The organism is Capnocytophaga sp., assembly GCF_030532915.1.
Taxonomy (GTDB): domain Bacteria; phylum Bacteroidota; class Bacteroidia; order Flavobacteriales; family Flavobacteriaceae; genus Capnocytophaga.
Map to the genome: position 1 here is coordinate 23,034 of NZ_JAUNKD010000027.1, position 12,719 is coordinate 35,752.

The 12,719-nt window shown below is 40.0% G+C and carries 10 protein-coding genes; 7 read left to right on the forward strand and 3 right to left on the reverse strand.

Going from position 1 to position 12,719, the window contains the following annotated elements:
• The first annotated feature begins 162 nt into the window (after nucleotides 1-162).
• Nucleotides 163-885, forward strand: coding sequence for a tRNA1(Val) (adenine(37)-N6)-methyltransferase (locus Q4D72_RS08925; RefSeq protein ID WP_303077494.1), 723 nt, complete (start codon nucleotides 163-165; stop codon nucleotides 883-885).
• A 37-nt stretch (nucleotides 886-922) separates the two neighbouring features.
• Nucleotides 923-2,968 carry a multiheme c-type cytochrome gene (locus Q4D72_RS08930; protein ID WP_303077495.1) on the forward strand — a complete coding sequence of 682 codons (2,046 nt, stop codon included), beginning with the start codon at nucleotides 923-925 and terminating at the stop codon, nucleotides 2,966-2,968.
• Nucleotides 2,969-3,182: 214 nt separating this feature from the next.
• Here the strand turns inward: Q4D72_RS08930 and Q4D72_RS08935 are convergent, their stop codons facing one another.
• The gene (locus Q4D72_RS08935) at nucleotides 3,183-3,845 is read right to left on the reverse strand and encodes a DUF6261 family protein (RefSeq protein ID WP_303077496.1); all 663 of its coding nucleotides are present in this window, start codon (nucleotides 3,843-3,845) and stop codon (nucleotides 3,183-3,185) included.
• A gap of 216 nt (nucleotides 3,846-4,061) precedes the next feature.
• On the reverse strand, nucleotides 4,062-5,540 hold the full coding sequence (locus Q4D72_RS08940) for an aminoacyl-histidine dipeptidase (RefSeq protein WP_303077497.1): 1,479 nt from the start codon (nucleotides 5,538-5,540) through the stop codon (nucleotides 4,062-4,064).
• 245 nt (nucleotides 5,541-5,785) lie between these two features.
• Here Q4D72_RS08940 and Q4D72_RS08945 point away from each other — a divergent pair, with 245 nt between their 5' ends.
• The 5 genes from Q4D72_RS08945 (at nucleotide 5,786) to Q4D72_RS08965 (ending at nucleotide 12,192) form a co-directional block, all read left to right on the forward strand.
• The gene (locus tag Q4D72_RS08945) at nucleotides 5,786-6,823 is read left to right on the forward strand and encodes a DUF3810 domain-containing protein (RefSeq protein ID WP_303077498.1); all 1,038 of its coding nucleotides are present in this window, start codon (nucleotides 5,786-5,788) and stop codon (nucleotides 6,821-6,823) included.
• 207 nt (nucleotides 6,824-7,030) lie between these two features.
• Nucleotides 7,031-7,795 (forward strand): alpha/beta fold hydrolase, encoded by a 765-nt coding sequence (locus Q4D72_RS08950; protein ID WP_303077499.1) that lies wholly within the window; start codon nucleotides 7,031-7,033, stop codon nucleotides 7,793-7,795.
• Nucleotides 7,796-7,858: 63 nt separating this feature from the next.
• A complete protein-coding gene (gene yihA, locus Q4D72_RS08955; RefSeq protein ID WP_303077503.1) occupies nucleotides 7,859-8,461 on the forward strand; it encodes a ribosome biogenesis GTP-binding protein YihA/YsxC in 603 nt (200 codons plus the stop codon).
• A gap of 71 nt (nucleotides 8,462-8,532) precedes the next feature.
• A complete protein-coding gene (locus tag Q4D72_RS08960; protein ID WP_303077500.1) occupies nucleotides 8,533-10,119 on the forward strand; it encodes a glycoside hydrolase family 31 protein in 1,587 nt (528 codons plus the stop codon).
• 156 nt (nucleotides 10,120-10,275) lie between these two features.
• Nucleotides 10,276-12,192 carry a S9 family peptidase gene (locus Q4D72_RS08965; protein WP_303077501.1) on the forward strand — a complete coding sequence of 639 codons (1,917 nt, stop codon included), beginning with the start codon at nucleotides 10,276-10,278 and terminating at the stop codon, nucleotides 12,190-12,192.
• Between the two features lie 211 nt (nucleotides 12,193-12,403).
• On the opposite strand, the gene Q4D72_RS08970 is transcribed toward Q4D72_RS08965, so the two are convergent.
• Nucleotides 12,404-12,719 (reverse strand): hypothetical protein (locus Q4D72_RS08970; RefSeq protein WP_303077502.1); only part of this gene is annotated, 316 nt, incomplete at its 5' end.

Here is a 12,719-nt window from a genome sequence, read left to right on the forward strand (position 1 = left end):
ACATTGATGTGTGAATTAAATAATAAGACGGATTTAATTATTTCATAGCTATATTATTTTAAAAATAGATGTGTTTGTAATGGCACATCTATTTTTTAGTTTAATTACGGTTGTGTTTTGATTATTTTTGGGTATATTTTATAAAATTACAAATGTGTTTAAATGAAAAATAAGGTGTTTCAATTCAAACAGTTTTCGGTTTCACAATCTGAAAGTGCAATGAAAATAGGTACAGATGGTGTTTTGTTAGGAGCGTGGGTGCCTGTGCCAAACCACATTCAGAAAATAGTTGATGTAGGGGCGGGAACAGGTATTATCGCATTGATGTTAGCACAACGCAGTAGTGCAGAAGTTATTGACGCCATTGAAATAGATGAAAAGGCCTATATTGAATGTACAAACAACTTTGAGGATAGCCCTTGGGGGGATAGACTATTCTGTTACTTCGCTTCGTTTGAAGAATTTGTAGCAGAAATGAATGATGAGCAGTATGATTTAGTTGTTTCAAACCCGCCTTTTTATACTTCCGATGGTAATGCAGTGCAAACAGCACGTAACCAAGCCCGATTTGAACATTTTTTGCCATTCGAAACGCTGATTGAAGGCGCTTCACAACTGCTTTCGGATGTCGGAACATTTGCCGTAATAATTCCGTATGCCGAAGAGAGTAATTTCATCGATTTGGCAAAACAACGCGGATTGTTTCCTAATAAAATTACACGTGTGAAAGGCAATGCAACTTCTGATGTGAAACGAAGCCTCATTACTTTTACTAAAACACAACTTGAAGTTTATCCAATCAATGTGCTTGTTATTGAAAAAAAACGAAATGTATATACCGACGAATATATTTCACTTACCAAAGATTTTTATTTAAAGATGTAACCTGCCATTTGCATTCAACCACTAAACTTTTTAAATTATGAACAGAAAGATTCTTTTTGCATTGCTTGCCGTTTTAATTATATCAGTGTTGGCAAGTTATTTTTTGTTTCGTAAATCAGAACAATACACGATGCAGACAGCTGTTTACGAAGCAAGTCAGAATGAATACGTAGGTGCTGAGTCCTGTCGTGAGTGTCATCAAAAAGAATATGAGGAGTGGCAAGGTTCTGACCATTATAAAGCAATGCAAGAAGCCACAAATGAAACTGTTCTCGGTAATTTTAATGATGTTACCTATACGGCTGATGGTATTACCTCGCGTTTTTTTAAAAAAGATAATGTGTTTTATATCTATACGGAAGGGGAGCAAGGTATTTACAAAGCGTATGAAATCAGTTACACCTTTGGTCATTTTCCTTTACAGCAGTACATAACAAAACTTGACGGAGGGCGAATGCAAGTGCTTCGGCAAAGTTGGGACACGCGCGAGGGTAAATGGTTTCATCAGTATGCGGGCGAAAAAATTCTCGCAGATGATTATCTGCACTGGACAAATGCCGGACAAAATTGGAATATGATGTGTGCCTACTGTCATTCAACAAATTTACAAAAGAATTTGAATCCGCTCACCGGTGAGTATACTACCACATACAGTGAATTGAATGTAAGCTGTGAGAGTTGTCACGGAAAAGGAAAAAAACATATTGATTTCATACGTGGGGAACATTACCGCAAGGGTGTCAGTAAGGATTTGCACATTGCTTTGCATCAAAACACAACGCAGGGTGAGGAGCTTGCAAGCTGTATGCCTTGCCACTCACGGCGGGGCGAATTGTCGCAACACCGGGTGCATTCAACCGAAATTATGGATAATTATATTCCGGAAGTTCCTATTAAAAATCTATACTTTGCAGATGGTCAAGCCTATGATGAGGTTTACAAATTCACGTCGTTTTTGCAAAGCAAGATGTTTCATTCACAAATCAAATGCTCAAACTGTCATTCACCCCATTCGGAAAAACTAAAATACGAGGGGAATAAGCTCTGCTTTCAGTGTCATTCAACCGACTATGGTAAATCATCACATACACATCATCAGGAAAACACACCGGCTTCTGATTGTAAATCCTGCCATATGCCTACACGTACTTATATGGGTAATGATATTCGGCACGACCATAATTTTTCTGTTCCGCGTCCTGATTTGAGTGCCGCATACGGTGTTCCGAATGCCTGCAATGATTGTCATACTGACCAATCGGCAAAATGGGCTGCTAATGCTGTGAAGCAATGGTATGGAGTGGTGCGTAAACCTCATTTCGCCGAAGATTTAATTCTTGGAAGTATGCAAACACCTCAAAGCATTCGTAATTTAAGTGCTTTGCTTGAAAATCAATTAACTCCTGATGTGGTTCGGGCTGCCGCAGTGCATTATTTAGGTGGTATTTACACGCAGGAAAGTCTCAACCTTATCAAAAAAGAACTTCACAGCCGTGATGCACAAACCCGATACCGTTCGGTGCTTGCCCTGAGTGGTTTTCCAATACATTTGTATGAGCGTGAACTCATTCCGTTATTGTCGGATAAAGTTAAAGCGGTGCGGGTGGCTACTGCCAATGTGTTTTTAATGCAGAAAGGTGCGGAATGGTCAAATCACAACTTGCCTTCATTTGCAACAGCTTTGAAGGAATACGAAACCTTTGTGCTTTCACAATCCGACTTTCCACTTGGAAGTGCCACAGCCGGTGATTATTTTGCCCAAATGGGAGATACGGATAAAGCTATTTTGTTTTATGAACGCGCCATCGAGAAAGATAAAAATCTCAATCACATTCGGCTTAATTTAGCAACGCTTTATAGTAAAATCAAGCGTAATGATAAAGCCCAATCTGTTTTAGAATCTGCACTTGTTTATCAGCCAAATAACCCCGAAGTGTTTTACTTTATGGGCTTGCTTGCAGCCGAAGAAGAAGACTATGCAAAAGCTAAAACACATTTTGAAAAGGCTATGCAACTCGGTTTGAATAATGAAAAAGTACAACGGAACTATCAATCCGTTTTGCAGTTGATTGATAAAGAGTAGGGGGTTAATTGACATCCTACTAAGTCTCTTTAAAAAGGGAAGTGTTTTAAAAACTTTGTCAAAGTTTTCAACTTTGACAAAGTTGAAAATAAAAACCTCTGTGGTGTTTGTAGCAACCGACAGAGGTAATTAATCAATAAATGTTATTAACAAAAAAATTTAAAAAAATGAATAAAAAATCAAAATAACGATTTTACTCTTTTACAAAGGTAATTTATCGTACGCTTTTTACAATTTCATTAAGCTCAGCAAAAAGTGTGTCCCAACCGGCAAGGGAACGCATAGCCGTTATCATTGTTAAGTAATTGCGCAGTGCTTCTTCTAATTGCTTTCGCAGGGTAGTTGCACTCTTCTTTTGGCGCAATTCGGCATTGGCTTCGGCTTGTTCGGCATAGAGTGTGTTAAACTCATCACACTTGTTTTTAAGATTTTCAAACGCCGGCGTAATTGCCAAACGTTGCAGGCGCTCTTGATTTTCGGTTGTGGCTAATGCTTCGATTAACTTTTTGAATTGCGCCGCACTGTCGGCATATGATTTACGGTCGATATTTAATCCGTAAAACTTAAAAATATCATACAGCGCTACGGCATCGGCGTGGTTCGGGGCTATGGCAAGTCGCGTATAACCTTCAAGGAATATTTTGAGGTCTGCAAAAGCTTTTCCACGTGCGTTTCCGGCTTCTGACACCACTTTTCCTTTTCCGCTAAAAGTTTGTTTTGAATACGCTTTGTAGTAAATATCGTATTCATTTTCCAATTGAGTAAGCAACGGGTGGTTTTCAGTAACTTGGTATTTGCCGCTTTTTGATGCATTGATGACTTGTTCTGCCAACGTTGCTAATGATTTTGTCGAGAGGTTGCGATATGTTAATTTCATAGTGTGTTGTATTACATATTAAACATTAAACTAAAACTCGCTCCAAAGGTAAGTAGTTTTAGGATAGAAAACAAATTTTTTGCTAAAAATTTTTATATAAACAGCTTTGGTTGTATTTATTTTCTAAAAATGATGAAAAGAACCCTTTGTGAAAGTCTATAACTTTTGCAAAGGGTTCATAGAAAAAGTATGGGATATTTTTAAAGTCGATGCAGATTAAGCAGTTGCAACTTTGGGCGGAATGTTTTTCAAAATTTCGAGTAAATATTTCCAGAATTTTTGAACCGACTCAATGCTGACTTTTTCATCGGGCGAATGCGCTCCTTTAATTGTAGGTCCGAAACTAATCATTTCCATATCGGGATAATGTTGCCCCAAGATGCCGCATTCTAATCCGGCGTGGCAGGCAACCACATTGGGTTGTGATTGAAATAGTTTTTCGTATTGTTCTTTTAATACTTTCAGTATGGAAGCATTTACATCGGGTTCCCAGCCCGGATAGCTTCCGGAGAAAGTCACTTCACAGCCGGAGAGTTCAAACACGGCGCGTAGTGAATTAGCCAAGTCATATTTTGAAGTCTCTACCGATGAGCGCGTGAGGCAGTACACGTGAATTTCCCCATTGCTGATGGTAACTCGGGCAATGTTGTTGCTGGTCTGTACAAGTCCGTCAATGGTTGGGCTCATTACATATACGCCGTTATGCGCCGCGTAGAGGGAACGTAAAATACCTTCCTGAACACCTAATTCCATTACGGTTTGAGGTATTTCAGCAGTGTGATAATTAATTGAGAGTTGTGGTTCAGTTACCGCAAGTTCGTGTTTTATAACCTCAGCCGTGTTTTTAAATTCAAACTCGAAGGCTTCTTGATGCACTTTGTCAATGACTATAAGCGCCGTGCTTTCACGTGGAATGGCATTTCGGAGACCTCCGCCCATTAGTGAGGCAATTCGCAAACCAAAGTTTTCGAATCCGTCAAAGAGTAAACGATTCATTATTTTGTTGGCATTGCCTAATCCCTTGTGTATGTCCATTCCGCTATGCCCGCCTTTGAGTCCTTTCACGGTGATTTGATATGCTACCACATCGTTGGGGGTTTGTTCCGCATCGTATTCACGATATGCCGAAACATCAACGCCTCCGGCACAGCCTATGTCAATTTCATCATCTTCCTCAGTGTCTAAATTCAGCAGTATGTCACCTTGCAGCAAACCGCCTTTGAGTCCCATCGCGCCTGTCATACCTGTTTCCTCATCGATGGTAAATAGCGCCTCGATTGCGGGATGTTGAATGTCATTGCTTTCAAGTATTGCCATAATTGCGGCAACCCCGATACCGTTGTCAGCGCCTAATGTCGTGCCTTGGGCTTTTACCCAACCGCCGTCGATAAGCATTTTAATGCCTTCGGTATCAAAATCAAAAACGGTGTCGTTATTCTTTTGGTGTACCATATCCAAATGCGATTGCAACACAACGGTTTTCAGATGTTCAAACCCTTGCGTGGCGGGCTTTTTGATAATAACATTGCCTACTTCATCACGAAACGTTTCGAGGTTTAGTTTTTTGCCGAAAGCAAGCATAAATTCAATAACTTTTTCTTCCTTTTTTGATGCTCGGGGAACGGCATTCAAATCGGCGAAGTTCTGCCACAGGGCTGTGGGTTCTAACTTACGGATGTCTTGATTTGTACTCATATTGTTGCTATTTAATTGTCAAACACGGGCTAATTAAAAACAATTGCATTCATTTACTATATAATGGTGTTTGAATTGATGCGTTGTTGTTTGTTTTTAATTACCCAAGTTTGTTGTTTATTTTTCTTGCGTACAAAGTTAGTAATAAAAATTTAGTATTTTTGCAACAACGTACTAAAAAAACGCATTGTTGTGTTTTAATTGCCCGCAAGCTGATTTTTTACAAACTGAAAAAGAGTTGTTTTATGAATAAGAAGAAGTTAATCTTTTACGTAAGTGTTTTAGTAATTTGGTTATTTTTTAGAAATTTCCCGCATCACACTGAAGTTATTTACAGTAGGGGACTGTATCCTTACCTCGCAAAGTCATTGCATTTTATGTTGGGTTGGCTTCCGTTTTCAGCAGGTGATGTGTTTTATACCTTGCTGATAGCCTTTGCGATTTATTTTTTGATTAAGAATGGAAAATCAGTTGTAAAACGACCCGTGTGGTTTTTAGATAAGGTATGTTTGTTTTTAACTATGCTTGTGTTTGGGTTTTTTCTGCTGTGGGGATTTAATTACTTTCGGGTGTCATTGGCAAATAGCCTTGAAATTGATACTTCCTATACGGAAGAAGAACTTTTCACCACTGTGGAAACTTACTTACAAGAAGCAAATAAGCTCCACAACCAGTTAGCATTAAATGACACTTTGAAGGTAGATTACACACTCACGAAACAACAAATTTACGACACGGCATTTAAAAGTTACCCGTTGCGGGAATATAATCTCAGTTGTTTTTCAAGTACTCAAAATGTGAAAACATCTATTTACAGCACGTTTTTAACCTATATGGGGTATAGTGGCTATATTAACCCTTTTACAAATGAAGCCCAAGTTAATGGTAAAATGATTGGCTATGCTGTTCCGGTTACCGCGTGTCACGAAATAGCACATCAGATGGGGTATGCAGCCGAAGAAGAGGCGAATTACTTAGGTTACTTAGCAGCCCGAAATAGCAACGATATGTATTTTAAGTACAGCGCTTGTTTGTTTGCATTACGCTATTTGCTTAATGAAACTTACAAGGTTAATCCTGAAAAATATGAGCTGTTTTTATCAAAACTCAACAAAGGAATAGTAAAAAACTACACCGAAGTACGTGATTTTTGGCGTAAGTATGAAAACCAAGCCGAGCCAATATTCAAAAACGTCTATGATTCATTTCTGAAAGCCAATAAACAATCGCAAGGCATTCAGAGTTACAATCTGGTAGTGGGTTTACTAATCAAAAACAGATAATATTTTGATAGTTTGTAAGTTAGATGATTAACTTACGTTTGTAATTAAGCAGAAACAAGGTGTAAACACTTCATTTTTAATTTTTAAGAAAGAATCATTTTGAATAAAAACCGTTGAAAGCAGAATTTTTTAGAAAAAATATGCCTGATTTTGTATGATATTTCAATTTTAGTAGTATATTTGCTTCATTATTTTCAAGTGAAATTAATGACAACAGAAGTTAAAAAAGAAGGGAAATTTTCATACATTGAGTGGGGAGAAGGCACGCCGATTATTGTTTTGCACGGGCTTATGGGCGGATTGAGCAATTTTGAAGGGGTGGTTTCATTCTTTTCAAAAGCGAATTATAAAGTCGTCATTCCGGAATTGCCCTTATTTTCAATGCCTTTACTGACAACATCGGTAAAAACGCTATCAAAATTTTTGCATAAATTCATCAAGCATAAAAAATTTGAAAGGGTTATTTTGCTTGGAAATTCACTGGGCGGACACGTGGGCTTGCTGTACACAAAACGACACCCCGATCGTGTGAAAGCACTTGTACTTACCGGAAGTTCAGGGCTTTACGAAAGTGCTATGGGCGACGGATATCCGCGTCGGGGCGACTATGATTTCATCAAAAAGAAATGCGAAGAAGTGTTTTACGACCCCGCCGTAGCCACCAAACAAATCGTAGATGATGTTTTCCAGAATGTCAATGACCGCGGGAAGCTTATCAAAACGTTGGCTCTTGCCAAGAGTGCTATCCGTCATAATATGGCGAAAGATTTGCCCAAAATGATGACCCCCACTTGTCTTATCTGGGGAAAGAACGATTCTGTAACCCCGCCGAAAGTAGCCGAGGAGTTTCATCAGTTACTCCCTGATTCGGAATTGTTTTGGATTGACAAATGCGGGCACGCACCAATGATGGAACACCCCGACCAGTTCAACGATTTGCTAAATACTTGGTTCTTAAAACGAAACGTATAAATGAAAAGTCACTATTACATAGTGATTTTTCGTTTTTTTAACCTATAAATTCTCAACCAGATGATTATTACCAAAGCCGAATTTATTGTGAGCAACTCCGATGTGAGTAAATGCCCTAACGAACCCCTACCCGAGTACGCTTTTATCGGGCGGTCGAACGTGGGGAAATCGTCGCTTATCAATATGCTTGCCAATCATAAAAATTTAGCCAAAACTTCGGGCAGACCCGGCAAGACACAACTTATCAATCACTTCAAAATCAACAACAATTGGTTCTTGGTGGATTTGCCCGGCTATGGATACGCCCGCGTTTCGAAAACCAGCAAAAAAATCTTCCAGAAATTCATCACACAATACTTCGAGAAACGCAAACAATTGGTTTGTGCCTTCGTATTGGTGGATATTCGGCACGAGCCACAAAAAATCGACTTGGAATTTATGCAGTGGCTGGGTGAAAACGGGGTTCCGTTCGGCATCATTTTCACCAAAACAGATAAACTCAAACCCAATGCCATCGAACGAAACGTGGAAACATATAAAAACATCTTATTGGAGACCTGGGAGGAGTTCCCGCCGTACTTCGTAACCTCATCGGAGAATAAAACAGGCAGGGAAGAACTTCTGACATACATAGAAAACATCAACAAAAGTATACAAAAATATTAAAAATTACGTCAGAACCACTCTTTCCCCTTAAAAATTACATTGTAATTTAAAAATTTCGTATAAATTGAGATATGATAAAAAAAATTTTAACTTCCGTTGGTCTATTTTGCGTAACGCTGCCTGTTTTGGCACAAGAACAGAAGGAAATCGACCTACTTACGGGTGAAAAATGGTGGGGCGGAGCTACACATTTGGGTAGTTCTATGCCTTTTTCACAAACCAAAGCCATCGACTTACGAACCCGCAATTTCAATAATCAAACCGTATCCCTATTCGTATCCAACAAAGGACGCTATCTTTGGAGTGAAGCCCCGATGGAGTTTCAATTCACCGGAAATCAAATCAAAGTGAAAACCACACGTGGTAAAATTGAATTGGGAATCGGCGGCAACACCCTTCGCGAGGCTTATCTGGCTGCCTGCAACAAATATTTCCCCTCATCGGGGCAACTTCCACCGGAACTCTTCTTCTCGAAGCCCCAATACAACACGTGGATTGAGCTGGTTTACAATCAGAACCAAGAAGACATATTGAATTACGCCCGAAACATCGTGAAGCACGGCTTCCCCACCGGTATTTTGATGATTGACGACAATTGGCAGAAGTACTACGGGAACTTTGATTTTCGTCCCGACAAATTTCCTGACCCCAAAGCGATGATGGACGAACTGCACGCAATGGGGTTCAAGGTTTTGCTGTGGGTTAGTCCTTTCGTTTCGCCTGATTCGCAGGAATTTAGGGATTTACAACATAAAGGCTTCCTTGTGAAGAAGAAAAACAGCAAGTACGCAGCTATGTTACACTGGTGGAACGGGTTCAGTGCGTGTTACGATTTGAGCAACCCCGATGCGTTTGCCCATTTTACTCAGGTACTTAAAAAGATGCAGGACGATTACGGCATAGACGGATTCAAATTTGATGCGGGCGACCCTGAGCGTTACCTCGAAGAGGATATTGATGTTTTTGACAAGCAATCGTTTGACGTAGAGCAGACTTACCTCTGGGCGAAACTCGGTTTGGAATTCCCCTACAACGAATATCGTGCTTGCTGGCAAATGGGCGGGCAACCTCTGGTACAGCGTTTGGGCGACAAAACCTATTCGTGGGACGGCGTTTCGCGGCTTGTGCCTGATATGATTGCTTGCGGATTACTCGGATATGCTTATACCTGTCCTGATATGATTGGCGGAGGCGAATTTTCGAGTTTTCAGGGTATCGACCCGACGAAATTTGACCAAAGTTTGATTGTTCGTTCTTGTCAAATCCATTCAATGATGCCTATGATGCAATTTTCGGTAGCTCCTTGGCGAATTTTGAGTAAAGAAAACCTTGAAATATGTTTGAAATACGCCAAATGGCACGAACAATTGGGAGATTACATATTGGAACAGGCTAAAAAGTCTGCCAAAACGGGCGAACCTATTGTTCAGCATATGGAATATGCCTTCCCGAATCAGGGTTTTGAAGATTGTAAAGACCAATATATGTTAGGAGATGCGTATTTGGTAGCTCCGATAATGGGAAAAAACAACTCCCGAAGCGTGAAACTTCCCAAAGGCAAATGGAAAGACGACCAAGGCAAGGTCTATAAAGGTGGAAAATCGTATAAATTCACCGTTCCTTTGGATAGATTACTTTGGTTTACACCTGTGAAGTGAATTTTTTTCGTTTTATGACGAGAAAATAGCGATTTTTCGCCCCCGCATTGTTAAAAAAACGTTTTGGCAATGCGGGGGCGAGTTGTATTTTTATGAAAATAGACTTGCCAAATGCAGATTATTTACTATTTTTACGCCTTTGATAAAATAATAACAATGAAGAAAGGATTTATAACATTGATTGCAAGTATGATTACGAATTTTATGACGGGACAGCAACCGCTGACGCCCGAAAAACTTTGGGAATTGGGTCGTGTGAGTGCCATCGGGCTCAGTGCCGATAAAAATTTTGTGTTGTTCAGCGTTTCAAAACCTGACGTACAGGAAAATACGTTCAAAAAAACGTTTTATAAACTCTCGGTGAAAGGAGGCGTGCCCATTCCTATTTCGCAAGATGAGGTACAAAAGGTTACTGATAAGCTCAATGCCGCTGGGGATAAGAAACTAATTCACAAAGCGGTGAAAATTAAGTCCGTATTTGCCAAAGACTTTCACGATGATTTGCAAAAATCAACCGGACAGGTTTATACAAGCTTGGATCACAGGCATTGGGATAAATGGACCGAAGGCACATACAATCACGTGTTTATCGAAGAGGTGAAAACCGGTAAACAAACCGATATTATGCCCGATTTGCCGTATTATTGTCCGCAAGAACCCTTTGGCGGCAGTGAAGATTACATATGGAGCAACAACGGGCAGCAAGTTCTGTACGTTACCAAAGCCAAAAGCGGTACAGATTATGTTGTGAGCACCAATACCGATATTTTTCAGTATGACCTTCAAAGCGGAAAGACGATCAACCTAACCGAAGGAATGCTTGGCTATGACACCAACCCTTCTTTTAATAAAGATGGTGTGTTGGCGTGGCTCAGTATGCAAGAAGATGGTAATGAAGCTGATAAGAACGATTTAATCATCTTGCAAAACGGTATAAAAAAGAACGTTACACAAGCGTGGGACGGTACCGTATCGTCTTATCAGTGGAGCAACGACGGCAAGCTGATTTTTTTCACGGCTACAATCGGTGGAACACAACAGCTTTTTGAAATCAATCCGTTTGAAATCAACCCCACACCGAAGCAATGCACCAAAGGTATCTTTGATATTACCTCAATCGTAGGGCAATCGGGCGATTTGCTCGTTGTTACCCGCACCGATATGAATCGGGCAACTGAACTTTACACCATTAATATACGCAAGAAAAATAAAAAGGCGAATTCATACTATGATATGGCGCAACTCTCGCACGTTAATGACGATTTGTACAAAAATATTGCCCGCTGTACCGTTAAAGAACGCTATATTAAAACGACTGACGACAAAGAAATGTTTGCGTGGGTGATTTATCCGCCTGATTTTGATCCAAAAAAGAAATATCCTACCTTATTATACTGTCAAGGAGGACCTCAATCGGCGCTTTCGCAGTTTTATAGCTTTCGTTGGAACTTTCAACTGATGGCTTCGCAAGGATATATTGTTATTGCGCCCAACCGCCGCGGAATGCCGGGCTTCGGGGTGGCGTGGAATGCCCAAATCAGCAAAGATTGGGGTGGACAACCAATGAATGATTACCTCGCCGCCATTGATGATATCGCTCGTGAACCTTATGTTGATACAAACCGCTTGGGGGCTATTGGTGCCAGCTATGGTGGGTATTCAGTCTTCCAGTTGGCGGGCATTCACAACAAACGATTTAAGTCATTCATCGCGCATTGTGGGGTTTTTAACTTGCAAAGTATGTACGGCACCACCGAAGAAATCTTTTTTACCAATAATGAGCTCGGCGGCGCTTATTGGGAAAAGGAAAATCAAACGGCACAGAAAGCCTATCGCGAGTTTAACCCCATCGAAAGGGTAGAACAATGGGATACACCCATACTTATCATTCACGGCGGGAAGGATTACCGCGTTCCAAAAGAGCAGGGCTTGCAAGCCTTCACTGCGGCACAGCTACGCGGCATTAAAAGCGAGCTACTTTACTTCCCTGATGAGAACCACTGGGTTTTAAAGCCCCAAAATGGACTCTTCTGGCAGCGCCGCTTCTTTAAATGGCTTGCCGAAACCCTGTAAACAGGTAGCTGCACTTAAATATAGAATGATTTTTATACGAACCTTTGGCAAAACATCAGTGTTTTGCCAAAGGTTTTTTGATAAAAGTCTGTCTCACGAGTGAAATGTGTAAATATTAGTTTATAAAAGTCTGTTTTACGAGTGAAATGTGTAAATATAATATTACAATACTCTGTTTCATGATTGAGCCCCTTCTGCATAACGGCGTTCTTCATTTGTGAAATGGTTTGGATTCAGTTTTTCCTTGATGTCGTTTTTTCAACTCATCTATTAGTTTTCGTTGAAATTCAATATCTTTTTCTGTAAACTTCCCGTTACCAATCGTATCGCTTGGTGATGATGAAATTCCCTTGTCTAACGCGTACACTTCTATGCCTGTTTGTTCAGAAGTCAAACCTATTTCATACTCCTCACCCGTTTCATCTCTCACAACAATTGAGTCATTTTTTTGTTTTGAGAGATTTATTTTTTCGAACCTGTTTAAACTTTCTTTAAAGAAGTAAAAGTTCCAAGAAATTTTAGTATTT